Genomic DNA, 18,908 nt, shown 5'->3' with positions numbered 1-18,908 from the left:
GGTTTAAAAAAATAGCGAGCCACTTGAGGCTCTCGGTTCTGGAGGTTAGGTATGCCGCTTGTGATGGTTCGTAAGGTCAAACTGGACGTCGAAGAAGTGTTCCACGAAGGCGGGCCCCGCTCGTCCGTTCCGCTCAGGATTGCTGTGGCCACTGCCGTGGTTACCAATCCGTACGCAGGTCGATATGTCGAAGACCTGTTGCCGTTTATGCAGGAATTGCGAGCTTTAGGAGCAGAGCTGTCCGAGCAACTGATCCATACGCTTGGTGGTGCGAAGCAGGTACAAGCCTATGGCAAGGGTGCAATCGTCGGAGAAGACGGCGAGTTGGAACACGGAGCTGTCTGGCACGAAGCTGGTGGTTGGGCAATGCGCGAAGCCCTCGGTAACCCGAAGGCAATCGTGCCGGCGGCGAAGACCATCGGTGGCCCAGGTTGCCGGGTGATGATCCCTCTGGGTCATATACAAGCTGCGTATGTTCGTAGCCACTTCGGTGTGGCTGAAATGACCGTATGGGACGGCCCTCGCCGTGGCGAAATCGCCTTTGGTCTAGCCATGGCTACAGGCGGCCGGATACATGCACGATTGGGCGGTCTAGCGGCCTCCGATGTGAAGGGCGAAGACGGACTGCGCTAGTGCCGAAGATTTAAAGCTTGCTCCAAGGTTACGTAGCACTACAAAAACAATATGTGTTGGAGAACATCATGACTGCAAAAACTATGCGCGCTGCACGCCTGTATGAAGGCGGTAAACCCATGGTCATCGAGCAAGTTTCAGTACCCGAAATTCGCCCTACCGAGGTGCTGGTCAAGGTTAAAGCATGTGGGATCGTCCCAAACCTGCACAACATTCTCACCAACTGGGTTAAGTGGTTCCCTCAAAATCCGCTGCCGAAACTTCCTGCCATTTTCGGGCTCGATCCATCAGGTGTCGTCGAAGGAGTAGGTACTCAAGTCTACGACTTCAAGGTCGGCGACCGGGTGTATGTCAATCCGGGCCGACACTGCGGCTCCTGCCGAGCGTGCCGTGCGGGCAACACAGTTGCCTGCACCGCCTATACTTTCAACGGCTATTTTGGCTTTACGCCGAAAAGCCCGCGCATGTTCGAAGACTACCCCTACGGCGGCCTTTGTGAGTACATCCCGGCCCCGCAGTACAGTCTGGTCAAACTGCCGAGTAACATCAGTTTCGAAACTGCCGCGCGCCTGGGTTATCTGGGCACCGCCTACAAGGCTTTGCTCAAGGCCAACGCGGGCCCCGGCAGTACGGTACTAATCAACGGGATCAGCGGCACACTTGGCTTGGGTGCGGTCGCCCTGGCGCTGGCAATGGGCGTGCGTAAAATCCTCGGCACTGCCAGAAACCAGGAATTGTTCCAAAAGGTGAAAGACCTGGCTGCCCCAGGGCGAATTGAAATTCATACCCTTGGTACGATTCCCACCAATGAATGGGTCTTCGAAGTCACCCATGGCGAAGGCGTCGATGTGGTCATTGATGCCTTGGGCCCAGGAGCCCCCCACGAAAGCCTGACCCAAGCCCTTAAATCTCTCCATCGCGGTGGGCACCTGGTTAACGTCGGCGCCATCGCCGGCGAAGTCCCCATCGACCTCCATTGGATCATGGACAACGACATCCAGATCAGCGGCTCCGCCTGGTTCACGACAGGGCAAGGACAAGCCATGGCTGACATGGTTGAATCAGGAGTGCTTGATCTCTCATTTTTTGAAAACACGACCTTCAAGCTTGAGGACGTCAACAACGCAATCACCGGTATCGAAAACCGCCACGGCGGCTTCAGCAACTACGTCATCTGTCCTTGATAAAGCTCGGCGAGCGGAGCGGTTTAGCCGCCCCTCGCCGTCTTTCGGTCGTCAGTTACGCCAGTGCTTTTTGACTATTAGTCGAGTAATTTAGAATGAAAATAAGAAGAATCGTGACCGGTCATGACGAACATGGAAGCTCCGTGTTCGTTTCTGATGATTACGCTCCAAGAGCACAATCCTTTACCTCGATTCCGGGGCACGCTATGGCCCAGCTGTGGAAGACTTCAGCACATCCGGTTTGTCTTGAGCAAAGCAGCGACCCCACGCTTGACTACGCGTCGCTAATTCCGCCACTGGGAGGCACCAGCCTCGCCATATTTGATTTCCCACCTGACTCGATCATGCAAAACCCTATCGATGGTGTCCGGGCATATGAGGAACTGGGTGTTGCGCTGCCTGGTTTGATTGAAAGCTTTGAGCCGGAAAATCCGGGTATGCACACCACTGCCACCATTGATTACGGAATCATTTTGGAAGGCGAAATGTGGCTTGAATTGGATAATGGCGAGAGCCGTCTGGTGAAGGCCGGCGACATCGTGATTCAAAATGGCACGCGGCACGCGTGGCGCAATAAAAGCGAAGGAATTGCCAGGGCGCTTTTTGTGATGATAGGTGCATCGCTCCCAGAGAAACCTGGCTTGTAGTCTCATCGAGCCCAGCCCTTCTCTTGGTTCAAGGAGTTCTATGAGCACTTCAACTTTCCGTTTAATCGGCATCTCAGGCAGCTTGCGCTCAGCATCAAACAACACCGTGATATTAGAGACACTCGCGTCTCGCTTGAGTCATCAAATAGAGATGAGCCTCTTTCCGTTGAACGATATCCCCCTGTACAACAGTGATCTCGAAACGGCGGCGTTACCGAGCTCAGTGGAGGCTCTGAAGGAAGCGATTTCACTCGCCGACGGCTTGATCCTCTGCTCACCTGAGTATAACTACGGCACTTCTGGCGTTCTGAAAAACGCACTGGATTGGGCCTCTCGTCCCGGCTTCAATTCACCTCTAAAAAATAAGCCAGTTTTGATAATGACTTCCTCACCGGGTTTGCTCGGCGGGGTACGCGCCCAGTCTCAGCTGCGTGAGACGTTATCAGCCACGCTTTCCAAAGTGGTTTGCTGCCCCCAAATTGTCATTCCTAACGTCAATCAAAAGATGCAGAGCGGAAGATTCGTCGACGAGCCAACGATTGAATTCATGCTCGCAGCCATCAATGAGTTGAAAAGGGAAATCGATCTTGCGACAGAGCAATATTGAGATGGCTAGCAAATTCAAGGCGATGAAGCAGATACGCGGGGGAGCAGCTCACCTGTCATTGGTATATCGCAGAAATTGATGTTCGTGGACATGCAATGGCTGAAGTACGGATACTCAACGCAGAAGGTGTCTCCGTGCTAGAGGCGCAGGTTGCGCGGTGCCACTAGAAAAGCGGCACCGGTTCACTGATGCTACCAAATGGTGGTCTCACATGACTTTGGAAGCTATGTGGTTTAGCCGAAGCAATCGTCGCGCTGGTAACAAAACTGCGCTAGCCATTTATTGAGTACGGCCACACACTCATGGGGAACTCATGGCGAACATCCAGGACAAAGGAACCACATCAATCGCACTGGTGCATGAAGCCCTTTACAGCGCCAAGCAACGAGGCATGGATCTGGCCTTTGCATTAGTAAATGCAGACATAGACCCTCTACTGCTTGATGCCCCAAGAGCCAGAGTTTCAGCTGCTTCTTTTGCTCGTCTGTGGGTGGAGCTGGCAGACCTGCTGGATGACGAGTTTTTCGGCATTGATAGTCATCCAATGCGTCGAGGCAGCTTCAAACTGATGTGCCACGCACTCCTCGATTGCTCCACCTTGGGCCAGGCTCTGCCTCGGATGCTTTCGTTCTTGCGGTTGGTACTCGATGACATTCATGGCGAACTACACGTCAAGGAAGATCAGGCGTTTATCCTCCTGCAGGATCAGGGAATCTTGCGACGACTATTTGCTTACGGTACTTGGTTCATCTTGGTACATGGCCTGTCATGCTGGCTTGTAAACCAGCGTATTCCATTGCAGAAGCTCAGTTTCCGTGCTCCAAAGCCAGTGGATGAAAGCGACTACCGAATGCGTTTTTGCGAGGACATTCAATACGACGCTCCAACGACCTTGGTTAGCTTCGACAAAAAATTCCTGGACATGAAAATTGCGCAGTCGACTACAACCATTAGCGGTTTTCTTAAAGAGTCTCCAGCCAGCCTATTGGTGAAGTACCGAAACGACGACAGTATCAGCGCACAGATAAGACGACACTTGCGTGGGCTTAGCCCAGATAAATGGCCCGAGCGAGACGACCTGGCACTTGTGCTGCGCATGTCCAACTCGACACTTCAGCGTCGGCTGCAGGCAGAGGGTACCCATTATCAAAATCTCAAGGACGATTTGCGTCGCGACATGGCCATTGATTTGCTTTCGCGTGGTGATATGACCGTTACGGACGTTGCAGCAGAAACCGGTTTTCAGGAAACCAGCGCTTTCCATCGAGCGTTCAAGAAATGGACAGGTGTCAATCCAGGTGCTTATCGACGCGATCATTTAGACGAGTGATCTTCACCAACTAGAAACACGAACTACTCCCTCGTGCCACTAGCCAATATCCGCTAGCCAGGAGCTCGTTTCCTGGCCTTCGCTATCACCACTCTACCCTCCCGCCGCAGCTGTTCACACACTGCGGAGCACTTCCTTTATGCCCAAACAGCTCACATAAGTTGGTGCGGCCGGGCATGGGCTGCGCCATATCGCCTACCTAGAATGACCAGAAATGGCTTCCTTGCGAAAGAAAATCGCCAGAGGTCAACGACTCCAAAAATCGAGGTATCGGCAGTCAGTAAGTACCCAATGGCTAACCGCTTGGGGGAAAGCAAACCTGATGTACGTAAGCAAGTGCACTTCACCAACAAAAATAAAATTGAAGGAGACACGATATGCAATCAGTGAACGTCTACACGCTCGCGGGCGAATCAAAATTCAACGGATTTCATCGGCTGGTTCTTTTCTGGTGCGTGCTGATTCTGATCATCGATGGTTATGACCTCGCCGTCGTCGGCGCTGCACTTCCCGCCATCATGCAGGATATGGGAATTGACGCTACGAGCGCTGGCGTCATGGCCGGGTCGGCCCTGCTCGGGACAATGCTGGGCGCTATCTTTCTGGGCACCTTAGCCGATCGTATCGGGCGTCCTAAAATGATCGCGATCTGTGTTGCACTGTTTAGCCTGTTCACGGCAGCGGCAGGGCTCACCGGTGATCCGATCAGCTTCAGCATCTCGCGCTTTATCGCCGGCCTGGGGATCGGTGGCGTTCTTCCGATAGTGACCGCTCAAATGGGCGAGTTCTCTCCAGCGAAGCTTCGTACTCGCCTGGTGACCTTAGTGTTTGCGGGCTACTCCGTGGGCGGCATTCTAGTCGCGCTCACGGGCAAGCAGCTGATCGAAAGTCACGGTTGGCAGTCGGTCTTTTTTGTTGCAGCCCTCCCCGTCCTGTTGATCCCACTGATTTTGAAAACCATGCCAGAGTCCATGGCGTACTTGCTCAAACACGGCCGCCAAGCGGAACTGCGCACCATCGTCAAAAGGATCAATCCCGCTTATACGCTGAGCAGTGACGCTGTGCTCGCGGGTAATCCTGCCGAGACAAGAGCTTCGCTCGACAGTCCGATCAAAGGGCTATTCAGCGAGGGGCGCGGGTTCAGTACGGTCATGATCTGGGCTGCATTCATGACGGGTCTCTTCATGGTCTACGCGCTCAATTCCTGGTTGACCAAATTGATGGCAATGTCAGGTCATAGTCTTGGCTCGGCTCTCAACTTCGTCATCGTGTTCAACGTGGGGGCGAATGTCGGTGCGATTGGAGGCGGATGGCTCAGCGATAAATTCAACATCAAGCATGTGCTGATTACGTTCTACGTTGTGGGAGCAGTGGCGCTTACCGTGATGGGATTTACACGTTCAACGGAATTGTTGTTCGTGGTCGTTTTCATTGTTGGTGCCTCAACGCTCGGCACTCAACTGATTGCCTACGCCTACGCCGGGGACTTCTATCCCACTCCAATCCGTTCGACAGGCGTGGGCTTCGCGTCTGGAGTTGGCCGTATTGGCGCAATTATCGCTCCGGTACTAATCGGCTGGCTCGTTTCACTGGCCTTGCCACTTGAACAAAACTTCATGGTGATCGCACTCGCAGGCCTCATCGGCGCCTTGGCGGTCACGTTCGTAAACCAGGCACGGGCAGACTCCACACAGGTCAGCAAAGCGCCAGTCTTTTCACGCTGACAGACTGCTAGCCGTCCTCATGTCCCTGACCATCTGACTTGAACAAGTTAAAGGATGTGTACCTTGAATCGCTTGTCACTACCGCCACTGTCAGCGCAAGAGCTTAAGCGCACGGTCGACTGGGCAATCGCCTCACGCCGCAGCGTCAGAGCCTTTCTCCCGACAGCTGTGCCCCATGAAGAAATTGAAGCGATTCTAGACATCGCTCGCTTCAGTGCTTCGGGTGTGAACATGCAGCCATGGCGCGTTCATGTCGTAACCGGTGACGCCAAAGATCGGCTGTCGATGGCAATCGCCGCTATCGACAACGATCCGCAGCTCAGTAGCGACATGCAAGATCCTTACGAATACTACCCCCGCGAGTGGGTCACGCCCTACGTTGATCGCAGACGTAAGGTGGGCTGGGATCTCTACGGGCTGCTGGGGATTGCCAAAGGTGAGAAGCAACGCATGCACCAACAGCACGGGCGTAACTACCGATTCTTCGATGCCCCGGTGGGCCTGCTGTTTACGTTGGACAAAGTGCTTGAGCAAGGCAGCCTGCTGGATTACGGCATGTTTCTGCAAAGCGTCATGCTGGCTGCACGTGGCCGAGGCTTGCACACGTGTCCGCAGGCCGCATTTCTCAAATACCACAATGTCATCTCAGACGTTCTGCACATCCCGGCCGAGCAAATGCTGGTATGTGGCATGAGCCTTGGTTACGCCGATCCCGTGGCTATTGAAAACACGCTGGTAACGGCGCGGGAGCCAGTCAGTGCTTTCGCAGTTTTTCACCATAATAATAAGGAGACCTGCCCATGATTAGTGGTGCATACGCAAGTGGACTCGATCAAAGCCCAGCAAACCATGTCCCGCTAACCCCGCTTGGATTCCTGGATCGAGTCGCACTGGTTCATCCTGAGCGGGTGGCCATTGTCCACGGAGAATTGCAACGCACCTGGGCACAAACACACGAGCGTTGTTACCGCCTTGCATCATCTCTGATAGGCCGAGGCATCAAGCTGGGCGATACCGTGTCCATCCTCTCACCCAACACGCCAGCGATGGTCGAAGCGCACTTTGGGATTCCGTTATCGGGTGCCACCCTCAATACAATTAACCATCGCCTGGATGCCGATGGCATAGCATTTATTTTGCGTCACAGTGAATGCAAATTGCTGCTGGTCGATTGCGAGTACATGGCCGTTGCGTCTGCCGCACTGGAGCAGCTCGAACTCCGTCCGGTACTCATCATTATTCGCGATCATCTAGCCACGGTATGTGTCGATGTAGATGCCCCAGACTATGAAACACTACTCGCCGAAGGTGACCCGCAGTTCAAGGGGGTATGGCCCACCACTGAGTGGCAGCCTATTGCCCTCAACTACACCTCGGGCACCACGGGAGACCCAAAAGGTGTGGTTGTCAGCCACCGAGGCACTTACCTGATGAGCCTGCTGCAAATGACCAACTGGTCGCTACCACAGGCACCTCGGTACTTATGGACGCTGCCAATGTTTCACGCCAACGGATGGTGCTTCACCTGGGCAATTGCGGCGGCGGCAGGAACACATATTTGCTTGCGTAAGGTATCTGCAGAAAACGTCTTCGATGCCATTTCCAAACACAAGGCTGACCATTTTTGTGCAGCACCAACCGTGATGGCCATGATCGCCAATGCGCCGAAACCACCAGCACTTTCGCATTCGGTTCGCGTACTGACAGCTGGGTCTCCACCACCTGCGACAGTGCTGGACGTAGTGGTATCCATGGGTTTCCAGGTTGATCACGTGTACGGCATCACTGAAGTGGCAGGTACGCCAATCAGCTGTGTTTGGCAGGACGGCTGGGATGAACTCAGCGCACCAGAAAAAGCCAGAATGCGTGTTCGACAAGGCTCGCGGGCTGCGGCGTTCGAAGATTTGATGGTTGCCGACTCGGAAACACTAGAGCCCGTACCCCATGATGGCCAGACCACAGGTGAACTGCTGCTGCGAGGCAATACCGTGATGATGGGCTACCTGAAAAACGAGGCAGCGACCCAGAAGGCATTCGAGGGCGGTTGGTTCCATACCGGCGATGTAGCGGTGGTTCATCCCAACGGCTACATGCAGATCACCGACCGCTGCAAGGACGTCATCATCTCCGGTGGCGAAAACATCTCCTCCGTAGAAATCGAAGACATCCTCCATGGTCATACGTCGGTACTTCATGCAGCCGTGGTGGCACAGCCGGACGATAAATGGGGTGAAGTGCCCTGCGCGTTCATCGAGCTGAAAAGCGAATCTCAGCAGCCTACGGAGGCTGAACTTATCGCGTACTGCCAAGCACGTTTAGCCCGCTATAAGTGCCCAAGCCGCGTGATATTCATGGAGCTTCCAAAAACGGCGACTGGAAAAATCCAGAAATTCATTCTTCGCCAACAAGCGGGTAGCCGGGAAGCCATCGTGCGACTGGCTTCAAGCGGCTAACACCCCTGCAGCCACACCTCACTTAATACAAAGACTATCAACATGCGGAGTGCGGGCGCGACGCTCCTCAGGAAGTCGCGCGCGTTGCAAACACCAAAAACAACAACAAATGGTGCATTAGAGATGGCAAAAAACCGTATGACGTCGATCTCGACAATCCTGTTCACTTGTGCGGCTCCGAACGCCTTCGCAGATTTTATCAAGGACACACAGACAAGCCTTGAGTCGCGTAACTTCTACTACAACCGTGATTTTCGCAACGATGGGGCTAAACAATCCAAACGCGATGAATGGGCTCAAGGCTTTATCTTGAATGTGCAGTCCGGCTTCACTGAGGGCACGCTTGGGTTTGGTGTCGATGCGCTCGGTCTGCTGGGGGTCAAACTGGACTCCAGCCCTGATCGAACTGGTTCGGGCCTATTGGCCTTTGATTCACAGCGCAATGTAGATGACGAGTACAGCAAATTTATTCCAACCGTGAAGGCTCGCCTTGGTCGCAGCGAGTTACGCATTGGTGGTCTCAATCCGTTACTCCCACTGCTGTCCAGCAATAACAGCCGCCTGCTTCCGCAAGTGTTTCGCGGTGGAATGCTGCTATCCAAAGACCTGGAACCTCTCACCTTCAGCGCCTTACGAATTAACGCGGTGAAACAGCGAAACTCTACGGACTTTGAGTCACTGACTGCGTTTGGGTACAAACCCGTAAAGGCCGATCACTACACCTATCTCGCACTTGATTACAAAGTCTTGCCACAACTCTCACTTAGCTATCACGTGGCTGAACTGGAAGACCTCTACCGCTCGAATTTTTTTGGTCTGAAGTTTGAGCGAACACTTGGCACCGGAGCAGTAATCTCCGACGTTCGATTTTTTTCCGCCAGCGAAACAGGGGATGAAGGTTTAGGTGATGTGAACAACCGCACTCTCAGCACGATGCTTTCTTATCGCCAGAGCGGTCACACCTTCGGCGCCGGTTTCCAGAAAGCCTGGGGGGATACATCGTTCGCCATGATCAATGGCGCTGACACGTATCTGTTCGCTGAGTCGTTGGTCAGCACCTTTACAGCACCCCAAGAGCGCGTCTGGATCGCACGCTACGATTTCGACTTCGCAGCGGCAGGGCTGCCTGGACTTACCCTAGGCTTGAAATACGCAAAAGGTGAAGATGTAGATCCTAGCCTTTTGGGCTCTGCCCAAGCAGCGGCTCTACGATCGGAAGGTGAAGATGGCAACGAATGGGAACGCGTCACCGATATTACTTACACAGTACAAAGCGGCCCCTTCAAGAACGTATCGGCACAGTGGCGAAACTCGACAAATCGTTCCACTTACGCCGATAGCGCCAACGAAAATCGTCTGATTTTTCGGTACACGCTCAAGTTCTGAATGATGAAGTCGGTCGACGGCCGCACTTAGATGCTGAGTGCGGTTGATTGGAAAACGTCGCCTAGGGGCAAACGACCAACTGCCCATTGCCCGCATAGCAGTACATGGCCACGGGCAGGCTCTCGATAGTGACCACAAAATCATGCACATTTACTTGGCAACGAGGATGAGTGACGAGGCTCGGATGCCCCATCGAAATCTACATTTCCTGGTCGTTCACGGAATGCCGTGCGAGCCAACAAATAAGGGCCCTCTCGGGCCCTTTTGTACTCAAACCAAAATCACTTAGTCAGCCAAGATTCAACGGTCGCGGAGCCGTGTTCTGTTTTCCATTCCTTCAACGTTTTGTGATTCCCGCCTTTGGTTTCGACGACTTCACCGGTGTGAGGGTTTTTGTAGATTTTCACCTGACGCGGTTTGCGAGCTCCAGATTTTGCCTCGACTGCAGTGGCGCGACGACCAACTTGCGGATCAAGCAGGTTGATCACGTCTTTCAGGCTGTAGCTGTACTCACCCAGCAAGCCTCGCAGTTTGTTCTCAAACTCCATTTCCTTCTTGAGGCCCGAATCGCTTTTCATCGATTCGAGCTCAGCGAGTTGTTGAGCAAGCTGCTGTTCCAATTTCCGGTATTCGGCGAGGCGAGACAATGGGCTTTCCTTATAAATTGTGGCGTGGCGACTACACAGGCCGATGCAAGTATTCTGATGATTGCTAGTTACGAATGTATCACCATAGCTCGTTTACGTCATGACGCTGTGAGCAAGAGCATCACACTAAGCCGCCCCCTCTCTCAGCGTCCACACAACTTACGGTGAGCAGCCAGGTGATCCGGGTGGGGTCGCTCTGTTGTTTCAGTCGGGACACGTAGTGGCTTCCCTTTGAGGGTGGCGTACTCGCTACCTTGTAATCGCTCCGATGTCTGAATGTGCAGTTGCTCATCGATCCATATGAGGCCCTTGTCGAACAGCGTATGGATGTCTGCACGCAATAGCAGGCCGTTGTCGGTGCGATTGGTGCGGGTGCCCAGGTAAGGTTTGATATGGGCAGCCTCAAGGATCTCGACAACCGCGCAACCGGTCATTGCGCAACGTCGGTCATAGGCAGAAAGAAGCGCCGCTTTAAAAACGCCCTGCCCCTCACGGATCACTATCGCCCCTTGCTGCCGACGTCGCTCATCCTCCTCGGACTCGATGGGATTGAGCGCTTCGTCTGTCACTTGCTTGTGCGCCTCAGCAAGTGCCTGCTCGAAGTCAGTTGATTCAAGTTGCACCACCCTGAAACCCCCGCCTACCTCGCGCTCGATATCCCAGATCCCATGCTGAGTAGGCTGATACAGCTGATAGGTTACGTTGCGGTTGGGGCTTTCTCGGTAGAGCGCATCCAACGGATGCCCTCCATCGGTTCTGAAGTTTTTCCGGTATCGGTCATAGTGGCGCCGGTTGACATCATTGACGGTCAACAACGTTGCATTTTCTCGGGCATCGCCATTGAATTCTTCAGGATAGTGTTGCGACAACCAGGTCTGTATCTCTCGGATGGAGCACGGTCGACCGATCGCCTGAACCGCGGACAACACACGCCAGTGTTTTGCTGACTTGTCTGCGGCGCTACGGTGCTTCAGTAGCTCAATGATTTTCTCGGCTACGCCAACGTCCCGCTCGCGTTCCTTTGCTTGTCTTGGGGCTGATTGGTTAACTTCACCGAGTGTTACAGCGTTGGCGATGTTCTCTACGGTATAGAGCCATGAAACGCCTCGTTCGTGACGATGATCCGAAAGAGACCCAGGCACATCCTCATCGTATAAGACGTAACTGTCGATGTCTGAAACGATGCCTGCGCCGACATAACCGCGCTTGTTGCAGTAGGCGATGAGCCAATCCCCTTCTGCCATGTCATGCAGGATGACATCACCTCGATCCCCTGGATCGCCGTTGAACCCAGCTGTGATGACTGCCCGCTGCCGCAGCTCGCTCCACCACTCATTGATGTACGGAGCGCCAATGTTGAAGATGTGATAATCCATTTGCTATTGCTCCATATGCCGTCAACTGATGCCATCAATGCCCAAAAAATCAGCCGTGCGAAGCGATTACAATGCGGCGCACATCACCATCAAATCGTGAACATCCGCCTCTCGCCAACAGCCTGTCACACACAAGTAAAAACGCTCATGAAAAGGTCTGGATTGAAGATAAGGCGGCACGCCATGAAATGGCCCGACTAGAGACCTAAATCCCTGCCCAATTGATCGTCCTTCATTTCGTCAGTGCCCAGGTCATTGGCCACGAGATGCCATTGCAGCTGCTGACACAGATGATCTTTCAGACGGGATCTGATCTCGATGTAATTATCTGAGGTGCTGGTATCCAAACCTCGAATGCTCAGCACCCCTCGCAATACTTGAACACACGGCAACCCGACTTCGGATACGTGAAGCCTAGTGGGCCAATCAAGTCCTGGTATACGCTTGTAGTGGTCGAGCGCTTCTTCAACCAGGCGCACAAATGTAGGGGCACCACATGTCTCATACACTGACCTCCAAATGGCCAGTTCATGCTCCCTATCCATCCCTGAAACCCTTATTACGTGGGCCTTGCGCGGCATGTTGTTGTCCAACATGGGTATTTTTTTCAAAAAAACGCCCGTTGTTTGAAGTCAAACCTGAAAGCAGCGGCTTTCAGCCGCAAAGGTGAACGATTTTGCTATGCCCTACGGGCCACCTTAAGCCAGCGTTTCACCCGATAAATCGCAAAAAAACAAAGAGCAGAATCAACAGCACAAGCAAAAAGCCAACATCGATGCTGCGACACCGGCCAGCGTAATTCGTGGCGGTGAGATCGCTGCTTTTTTGTTGCTCTCAAATATAAAGATCCGTCGCTCAAATTTTTTTTCAAGGGGCCTTCTGAAAATATATTTTGGTTGACTCGACCCTCGCGCAGTTGCGACGGCCTCCAGACTCGTTTTGTTTGGAGATTGCGCAAAGCGTGCATTCAAACTCAAACGTCCAGCAGCGTACAATTGCGCTTCCGTTGGAAGCGTCCCAGGTCAACCAGGAAGATGTGACTGCAGTTGAATTCACCCCTGCCGATGACGCTGGCGCAGAACGTGGATGTATAAAGGAAAACTTGATGGCGGTCGATTTGAAAAGCCTGTGGCAGCGAGAGCGCGCAAGGCGGGCCGCTCTGTGGGGGCTGGAGGACTTGCGACCAGGTGATAAACGCGCAGAACCTCACCTGAGCATTCTCGATGAGATAGATCGTCAAGACCTCGAACAACCTCATAGCGACGCTCCGCTTATGACAATCGAGGAGTTGAGAGACTCTGTGCCGGAAACGTCGTACGAAAGCAGCGACGGGCACCATTTTGTAATCGTTCTAGACCAGCACATTCCGGAAGTTTGGCGAACGAGATTCGAAGCAGCCAATGCAATTGCTGAGCGTTTTCCGGAAGGAGGCTATGCCCATGACTGGCGTCGATTTCTGAGGTGCTGGATTCGAGACATGGAACATTTAGCGGCTCACCGTCTTTCATAATTTCTCTTGGTTCGCGACGGCGACTTTCCCCTCCTCCCTAGTAGCCTGTCGCAAACAAAAAATTAGTCCTGAAAACTGATCTGGTTTTGTAGCGCAAGACTGCTTTACCCGAGCCGCGAGGTGCGGTGTGAAGTAAATGACACGTATGAAAAAGTCTAGCTCGAAGATACGGCGACGCGTCACCAATGGGCCCGATTACAGACCTAAATCTATGCTCAATTGATCCTCCTTCATGTCGTCAGATGCCAGGTCATTGACCACGAGATGCCACTGCAGCTTCTGACTCAGATGATTTGTCAGACGGGATCCGATCTCGATGTAATGCTCTGAGATGCTGGCATATAAACCTCGACTGCTTACTACGCCTTGCAATACCTGCACGCAAGGTAACCCGACTGCGGATACGTGAATTCGAGTGGGCCAATCATAAATAGGTACACGCTCGTAGCTGTCGAGTGCCTCTCCAATCAGGCGCACAAACGTAGAGTCCCCACATGTCTCATACACTGACCTCCAAATCGCCAATTCACGCTCCCTATGCATCCCTTCCCCCCTTGTTACGTGACTTTACATGGCATAGTGTCCGATCACCCTTAGTGAAACGGCTGCAACCATTCGGGCCGGTGAAAAATGGCAGCGCTCAAAAAAGTCAGCATTTGGACTGCTGCACAATACTCTTTCAAGAAGCCCCAGTTCGGCGCCGTGTTTGTCAGCGCATAAAAGGAATCGTGAGGACGCCGTGTTCGAGCTGTCCGATCAGATCGATCACGGCGCTCGCGCCCTCCTCGGTAGTAAGCATTTCCAAAGGTGCCTTTGAGTTAAAATAACGCAGCGGCGAGCGTAAGAAAGTCCCGGCTGCCTGGACATCGCCTTCGAACAGTTCGCAAGACGCCTGTAGAGCAACAATCAATCCATACAGACGTCGGCTCTCGAACAAAGGAAAAAAACCTACAGTCGTCGCGATCGACAAGACTTCGCAAGAAATACACATGTGCTTACCAAGCAGGTCTTCATCGATACACAACATCTCGGCTAGAGATTGAAATGAGGGGAAAGGCATACGGAGTCGAACGACATCGTGAAGTGCAATGCCTGGCGACGGCAAGTTCACAGTGACCCAAATGTCTGTTTTCATAGGTTTAACAAGCAGCTTTCCGTGAGCTCACGCGCAGCCACTCGAGGGTGACCAGCTGACGTGATCGAGGCATCGTACGCTGATCCAACGCCCCCCTCCCAAAGTCCCGGCTTGCCCACAGACCTCACAGGTCGACATTGATCGCTGCTCTGCAGAAGCAACCATTTCACGGCACGCCGCATCACCACCGGAATAGTAGAAGCGTAATCCACCGAATTTTTCCTTTACCTGACGCACCTGAATCGGTGGCAGCTCAGGGTGGGCATCCATATAAGTATTGAGCGTGCGACAAAGCTTATCGATTAAATCCAGCCAACCTGGCAGACATCCGATTTCACGAAGAGGCGCGCTGCAGAAAAACGCTGGGTACCGATCACGCAGGACAGGCAGTAGATCTTCAATCATTGGATTTTGGGCTCGCTTACTAATACGCAGATAGTGCCTGGACAGCGGGAAAGCTCGCATGCTTGCGCGCGCCTTGGCCTGCCAGGATGAAGATCGTGTCGTTACTTTCAAAAAAGTAGCCGTCAAAATCACGTTGATATCCGCTTACGATCCTGTCGCCAGGCTGGTACTTGTTTTGGCTGTCGAACACCGTCGCATGGGCATACAAAAGCGTTGCCTCAAGCCCCTGCGCTTTGATTTCGCGCTCCTGAATTTCTGGGAGCATCACATCCAAAACCATCCAATGTCTGACGATGCAAAAAGGCTTTTCTCTGAAGGTATCTGCGGCTAATTCGATCAACTCATCGTCGCCAAGTTTAGAGCCTCCTAGAGGGCGTGCTGAGCCGAACAGTAGATCGCCCAGCAGGTCTGCATTCGTAACTCTTGTATTCATAATCTCGCTTCAACTCTTGCTACGGGCACTAGGCCAAGAATCATTTTCCCGACCCCCGTTACCACTTGGATAACCCGAAGCTTTTTTGCGACGCGTATCCGCATTTGCAGATCGCTCACTGATAAATCCGATTCATATAAAGGTTGTTTCCGCCCGGCGCCCAACTGACTACCAGGTACCGACTTCCCGCAACGGTTTGAAATATTGAATAGCCAATAACGAAGTCGACGCTTGTGATCCTGGACGTGCGGATGCTGGCGCCATCGCGAAAACGCCCTGTTGTATCGCCATACACTGTCCCCATCAGTATCGGAGGGCTGTCGACGGCAGCAAGCAAGTACGCTGTGATGGGCATACCGAGATCTACCGCCATTGCCATGGCGACTGCTGCCGGAATCGAGGGGTAAAGGTTGCCCTCACTCATGCTGCTGCTCCTAAGAAGTTCCAGAACCGTTTCACAGGTTCGAAAGCATACTTAGTAGGCGCATGACGTCTGACCGCACTCATGAAAGGCTAACCACCAGACTAGGATGAAAACCAGTCTCTTCACCAGGGTAGCCGCGAGGGTTAGAGACCACGCGACACCGGCCTAGTTTGACGTCGATAGCGCGATGCGTATGACCGAAAACCCAGAGATCCGCTTTTTCCAGTAGTGCATGCCAGCTGTTGGTGTAAGCAGCGATCAGATGCCCCTCATGCTTATCCCCGACCACTTCGGGTACCGGTGCGTGATGCGTCACGACAACTGTTTTGCCGTCGAACGGTTTATCCAGTTCATGGGCGAGCCATTCGTGAGTTGCATGATTTCGACTGACCAGGTCACAGGGACGCAACCTACGGAAGCTGTCATCAGAAAGAATCACGCGGAAGTCATTCATCCATTCCGATGCAGTTTGGGCCGCTGCCACGACATTTCCGGTGGCGGAGAAATCAGTCCAAGCAGTGGCGCAGAGGAACCTTGTTTGATTCCAAATAAAGGTCTCGTTTTCCAGGACGTGAACATACGGCAAGGCGGTTTCCTTCATTTTTAGAAGCGTGTGATCAATGTGGCCACCATAGAACTCATGGTTGCCGCACACGTAAATTACCGGACAGGAGAAGGCCTCGCCGGCCCAGACCACGCCTCTCGCCTTTGTGTGGATGTCTCCGGCGAGAATGACCAGATCCGCGGCGACAGCTGGTGCCTTGAAGACAGTAAATTCGTTGTGCAGGTCTGAGTAAATTTGGAGCTTCATGGTGAACGGGCAACTTCGATTAAGGGATATATTGATAGCCGTCTTGCCGCACACACATTTCGGGCTAGCCGATTACAGACGCAAGGAAAAGATCAGCACGGATTGCATGCATCTGGATCAGGTTCATTCCAGCAATGACGATCCATGCGAAAGCCGTAGCAAAGTGAAAATCCCAGTACAGGGACTATATTCCATGGAATGGGATTGATCAATATGGCTTTATCCTCAGCTTTGGGGATTTGTAATGCCGTTGAGAGATCCGTTGGCAGCAGTCATCCGCCTCGTTCGGTCGGCCCGTGGCCTGGCGAAAGAGGATTTCCATGGCCAAGTGGATGCCAAGCACGTCTATAACTTGGAGCATGCCAAGGCCAGCGTGACCCTCGATACCTTGGAAATTCTCGCTGAACATCTAAATGTAGAACCGCTGGCTCTCCTCGCCGTTGCGGCCAGTTTTGAAAAGCAGCAGTCCCCCGAAGACTTTCTCAATTACCTCAACAAAGAGATCAAGAAGCTGAAAGATCTGGGGGTTTTGGAGGGATTGCCGACGCAGTTCGTAGATGGAGCCCTAAAACCACGACTACCGGGACAGCGCACTCCGCCTGAGAAGGTCGACGCCGTGCTCCGCTGCCGAGCACACGGGCTGACTCAAAAACAGGCTTCGGACATTCTGGGCATGCCGACATCCACGGTGGGCAGAATCTGGAAGCGCGCTGAGGAGTGAATGTTTGTGCCGGGTGACGCCGCTCCAAGTGCGATCGAAAACAGACAGCCTATTTGGTCGCGGACGTTTTGCCTCATCTCGATATCTAAAGTGAGAGGCTGTGTCGGGCTGGCACGAGGTGTGACACATTTCAAACCGATAGGAGGGCCATGTTTTCTAAGGCTCTTACGGCCTTTCTATCTGACGATGAAACGGGCAGCAATAGAGACCTGGTACCGGCGGCATCCAGCCTTATAATCGGAGTCAGGGAGCCGAATGGCTCAACCCTTTCTATGAGCATTTGGGATAGACGCTGATGAGCGAATTTCCAACCTGAGGTGCCTTCAACATGGCTACGTGGATTTCTTGTGATCTGATCCATGCTTCATCTCCTAGGTCGTTTCGATTGCTTAGCGTGCCCGGCAATTTGCTTATCCTCTGCTCCTGAAGAGGTGTCGCTACCCTCCCCCGGGCCTGGCTCTTCAACTCCAGCCTTCCGCAGTTGTTCATTCTCTTTCTGAGTCGCCGCCGCCAGCACCACCGTTTCTTGTTCACGGAGATCGGCTACAGCGACCGCCTGGTGCAGCGACTTGACCTCTTCGCGCAGAGCCGAAATCTCCTCCGTGAGGTGCTCTGTCACCCCAGCGGACTTGGCCTCGCCGTGGCGTAGTGCCTGAATTTGAGTGTTGAGAGACTGAACCAAGGCCTCCTGAGTGTGCAGGGCTTTGGTTTGCTGCCTAGCTTCACCGAGCAGGCGTTCATTGTCACGATTCAGTCGCGTCAAATCGTCCTGTTTCACGGCGATGGTCTCCCGCAACTTGCGCTGCTCAACTTGCAATTCATGCAGTTGAGACTCGTGCTTGCGCTGATCCTGATCCCGCTGTTCCTTCGCCGCTTCCCGATAGTGCTCGAGCGCCCCACGCGCCTGAACGTGCTTTTCCTCCAGCGATTGGATGTGCTTGTCCTTCTCTGCGACCAGGGACTCAAGGACGGTACAGCGCTGACTGAGTCCGGCGTTACGGGTCAGTTCAGCCTGGAGTGAGGACTGGGTGGTTGCAAGCTCAGCGCTCTGCGTCTCTATTGCGGCCTGTTGGGTGGCCGAATTACGTTGGGCAGTAGCCAGCTCCGATCTTAGCTCGGAGATCTGGTTTTCCAGCGCGGCCCGCTGCAAGTCAAAAGCTGCGGTCGCCTGGGAAATTACTTCCTGGCCCTCCTCCATAAGCTGATCCAGCAACGTTTGCACCATACCGTTGAGCGTCTCGCCCATACGTTCACGTGATGCCATGGGCTTTGGGTTGGACGGCTCAAGCTCTTTCAGGTACCGCGAAATCGTTGTCTTGGAGCCCGTATTTCCGAGCTCTACGCGCACTGCGTCGATGCTGGGGTTTGCTCCCCTGGCCAGCAGCGCCTGACGTGCTTCTTGCACAACAGCTTTATTGATTCCGCCTCGGGCCATGGGGTCTCCTACGATTACGTACTGTGTTACATGTCATGTATCTACAT

General features: G+C 53.4%; 18 protein-coding genes. 11 read left to right on the top strand and 7 right to left on the bottom strand.

The genetic code is table 11. The features are described 5' to 3' along the window. The first annotated feature begins 51 nt into the window (after positions 1 to 51). From AC07V0_RS00220 to AC07V0_RS00180, 9 genes are all read left to right on the top strand, one after another. Positions 52 to 633 (top strand): amino acid synthesis family protein, encoded by a 582-nt coding sequence (locus AC07V0_RS00220; RefSeq protein WP_495019210.1) that lies wholly within the window; start codon positions 52 to 54, stop codon positions 631 to 633. Positions 634 to 701: 68 nt separating this feature from the next. Then, positions 702 to 1,817 (top strand): alcohol dehydrogenase catalytic domain-containing protein, encoded by a 1,116-nt coding sequence (locus tag AC07V0_RS00215; protein ID WP_495019209.1) that lies wholly within the window; start codon positions 702 to 704, stop codon positions 1,815 to 1,817. A 95-nt stretch (positions 1,818 to 1,912) separates the two neighbouring features. Then, positions 1,913 to 2,464: a cupin domain-containing protein gene (locus tag AC07V0_RS00210; RefSeq protein ID WP_495019208.1), complete on the top strand. Its 552-nt coding sequence runs from the start codon at positions 1,913 to 1,915 to the stop codon at positions 2,462 to 2,464. A gap of 40 nt (positions 2,465 to 2,504) precedes the next feature. Further along, positions 2,505 to 3,071 carry an NADPH-dependent FMN reductase gene (locus AC07V0_RS00205; protein WP_495019207.1) on the top strand — a complete coding sequence of 189 codons (567 nt, stop codon included), beginning with the start codon at positions 2,505 to 2,507 and terminating at the stop codon, positions 3,069 to 3,071. Positions 3,072 to 3,384: 313 nt separating this feature from the next. Continuing rightward, on the top strand, positions 3,385 to 4,401 hold the full coding sequence (locus AC07V0_RS00200) for an AraC family transcriptional regulator (protein WP_495019206.1): 1,017 nt from the start codon (positions 3,385 to 3,387) through the stop codon (positions 4,399 to 4,401). A gap of 377 nt (positions 4,402 to 4,778) precedes the next feature. Further along, on the top strand, positions 4,779 to 6,125 hold the full coding sequence (locus tag AC07V0_RS00195; RefSeq protein WP_495019205.1) for an MFS transporter: 1,347 nt from the start codon (positions 4,779 to 4,781) through the stop codon (positions 6,123 to 6,125). A gap of 63 nt (positions 6,126 to 6,188) precedes the next feature. Then, positions 6,189 to 6,929, top strand: coding sequence for a nitroreductase (locus tag AC07V0_RS00190; RefSeq protein ID WP_495019204.1), 741 nt, complete (start codon positions 6,189 to 6,191; stop codon positions 6,927 to 6,929). Further along, positions 6,926 to 8,578: an AMP-binding protein gene (locus AC07V0_RS00185; protein ID WP_495019203.1), complete on the top strand. Its 1,653-nt coding sequence runs from the start codon at positions 6,926 to 6,928 to the stop codon at positions 8,576 to 8,578. The genes AC07V0_RS00190 and AC07V0_RS00185 overlap by 4 nt, the downstream gene beginning before the upstream one ends. Positions 8,579 to 8,701: 123 nt before the next feature. Then, positions 8,702 to 9,964, top strand: a complete 1,263-nt coding sequence (locus tag AC07V0_RS00180; RefSeq protein ID WP_495019389.1) for an OprD family porin — start codon at positions 8,702 to 8,704, stop codon at positions 9,962 to 9,964. 281 nt (positions 9,965 to 10,245) lie between these two features. Here the strand turns inward: AC07V0_RS00180 and AC07V0_RS00175 are convergent, their stop codons facing one another. Continuing rightward, positions 10,246 to 10,611 carry a histone-like nucleoid-structuring protein, MvaT/MvaU family gene (locus AC07V0_RS00175; protein ID WP_495019202.1) on the bottom strand — a complete coding sequence of 122 codons (366 nt, stop codon included), beginning with the start codon at positions 10,609 to 10,611 and terminating at the stop codon, positions 10,246 to 10,248. Between the two features lie 143 nt (positions 10,612 to 10,754). Then, positions 10,755 to 11,987 (bottom strand): HNH endonuclease, encoded by a 1,233-nt coding sequence (locus AC07V0_RS00170; RefSeq protein WP_495019201.1) that lies wholly within the window; start codon positions 11,985 to 11,987, stop codon positions 10,755 to 10,757. A gap of 1,105 nt (positions 11,988 to 13,092) precedes the next feature. Here AC07V0_RS00170 and AC07V0_RS00165 point away from each other — a divergent pair. After that, positions 13,093 to 13,497 carry a hypothetical protein gene (locus tag AC07V0_RS00165; protein WP_495019200.1) on the top strand — a complete coding sequence of 135 codons (405 nt, stop codon included), beginning with the start codon at positions 13,093 to 13,095 and terminating at the stop codon, positions 13,495 to 13,497. A 709-nt stretch (positions 13,498 to 14,206) separates the two neighbouring features. On the opposite strand, the gene AC07V0_RS00160 is transcribed toward AC07V0_RS00165, so the two are convergent. From AC07V0_RS00160 to AC07V0_RS00145, 4 genes are all read right to left on the bottom strand, one after another. Beyond that, positions 14,207 to 14,632, bottom strand: a complete 426-nt coding sequence (locus tag AC07V0_RS00160) for an antitoxin Xre/MbcA/ParS toxin-binding domain-containing protein (RefSeq protein WP_495019199.1) — start codon at positions 14,630 to 14,632, stop codon at positions 14,207 to 14,209. Between the two features lie 424 nt (positions 14,633 to 15,056). Beyond that, positions 15,057 to 15,470 (bottom strand): DUF6957 family protein, encoded by a 414-nt coding sequence (locus tag AC07V0_RS00155; RefSeq protein ID WP_495019198.1) that lies wholly within the window; start codon positions 15,468 to 15,470, stop codon positions 15,057 to 15,059. Positions 15,471 to 15,585: 115 nt separating this feature from the next. Then, the gene (locus AC07V0_RS00150; protein ID WP_495019197.1) at positions 15,586 to 15,894 is read right to left on the bottom strand and encodes a hypothetical protein; all 309 of its coding nucleotides are present in this window, start codon (positions 15,892 to 15,894) and stop codon (positions 15,586 to 15,588) included. Between the two features lie 79 nt (positions 15,895 to 15,973). Continuing rightward, positions 15,974 to 16,705, bottom strand: a complete 732-nt coding sequence (locus AC07V0_RS00145) for a metallophosphoesterase (protein WP_495019196.1) — start codon at positions 16,703 to 16,705, stop codon at positions 15,974 to 15,976. Between the two features lie 244 nt (positions 16,706 to 16,949). On the opposite strand from AC07V0_RS00145, the gene AC07V0_RS00140 reads away from it, so the two are divergent. Further along, positions 16,950 to 17,426 carry a helix-turn-helix domain-containing protein gene (locus AC07V0_RS00140; RefSeq protein WP_495019195.1) on the top strand — a complete coding sequence of 159 codons (477 nt, stop codon included), beginning with the start codon at positions 16,950 to 16,952 and terminating at the stop codon, positions 17,424 to 17,426. Between the two features lie 364 nt (positions 17,427 to 17,790). Here AC07V0_RS00140 and AC07V0_RS00135 read toward each other — a convergent pair whose 3' ends face one another. Further along, on the bottom strand, positions 17,791 to 18,861 hold the full coding sequence (locus tag AC07V0_RS00135) for a DNA-binding protein (RefSeq protein WP_495019194.1): 1,071 nt from the start codon (positions 18,859 to 18,861) through the stop codon (positions 17,791 to 17,793). Positions 18,862 to 18,908: the final 47 nt, after the last annotated feature.

The organism is Pseudomonas sp. GW821-FHT01E10, from assembly GCF_059422365.1.
The sequence above is the reverse complement of the archived record's forward strand: the minus strand, read 5'-3'. Positions and strand labels throughout refer to the sequence as shown.

Coding starts and splice junctions, on each gene's coding strand:
- AC07V0_RS00145 (WP_495019196.1), bottom strand. CDS start 16,705: ATGAAGCTCCAAATTTACTCAGACCTGCACAACGAATTTACTGTCTTC.
- AC07V0_RS00195 (WP_495019205.1), top strand. CDS start 4,779: ATGCAATCAGTGAACGTCTACACGCTCGCGGGCGAATCAAAATTCAAC.
- AC07V0_RS00155 (WP_495019198.1), bottom strand. CDS start 15,470: ATGAATACAAGAGTTACGAATGCAGACCTGCTGGGCGATCTACTGTTC.
- AC07V0_RS00150 (WP_495019197.1), bottom strand. CDS start 15,894: ATGAGTGAGGGCAACCTTTACCCCTCGATTCCGGCAGCAGTCGCCATG.
- AC07V0_RS00220 (WP_495019210.1), top strand. CDS start 52: ATGCCGCTTGTGATGGTTCGTAAGGTCAAACTGGACGTCGAAGAAGTG.
- AC07V0_RS00160 (WP_495019199.1), bottom strand. CDS start 14,632: ATGAAAACAGACATTTGGGTCACTGTGAACTTGCCGTCGCCAGGCATT.
- AC07V0_RS00135 (WP_495019194.1), bottom strand. CDS start 18,861: ATGGCCCGAGGCGGAATCAATAAAGCTGTTGTGCAAGAAGCACGTCAG.
- AC07V0_RS00165 (WP_495019200.1), top strand. CDS start 13,093: ATGGCGGTCGATTTGAAAAGCCTGTGGCAGCGAGAGCGCGCAAGGCGG.
- AC07V0_RS00185 (WP_495019203.1), top strand. CDS start 6,926: ATGATTAGTGGTGCATACGCAAGTGGACTCGATCAAAGCCCAGCAAAC.
- AC07V0_RS00210 (WP_495019208.1), top strand. CDS start 1,913: ATGAAAATAAGAAGAATCGTGACCGGTCATGACGAACATGGAAGCTCC.
- AC07V0_RS00180 (WP_495019389.1), top strand. CDS start 8,702: ATGGCAAAAAACCGTATGACGTCGATCTCGACAATCCTGTTCACTTGT.
- AC07V0_RS00200 (WP_495019206.1), top strand. CDS start 3,385: ATGGCGAACATCCAGGACAAAGGAACCACATCAATCGCACTGGTGCAT.
- AC07V0_RS00205 (WP_495019207.1), top strand. CDS start 2,505: ATGAGCACTTCAACTTTCCGTTTAATCGGCATCTCAGGCAGCTTGCGC.
- AC07V0_RS00140 (WP_495019195.1), top strand. CDS start 16,950: ATGCCGTTGAGAGATCCGTTGGCAGCAGTCATCCGCCTCGTTCGGTCG.
- AC07V0_RS00215 (WP_495019209.1), top strand. CDS start 702: ATGACTGCAAAAACTATGCGCGCTGCACGCCTGTATGAAGGCGGTAAA.
- AC07V0_RS00170 (WP_495019201.1), bottom strand. CDS start 11,987: ATGGATTATCACATCTTCAACATTGGCGCTCCGTACATCAATGAGTGG.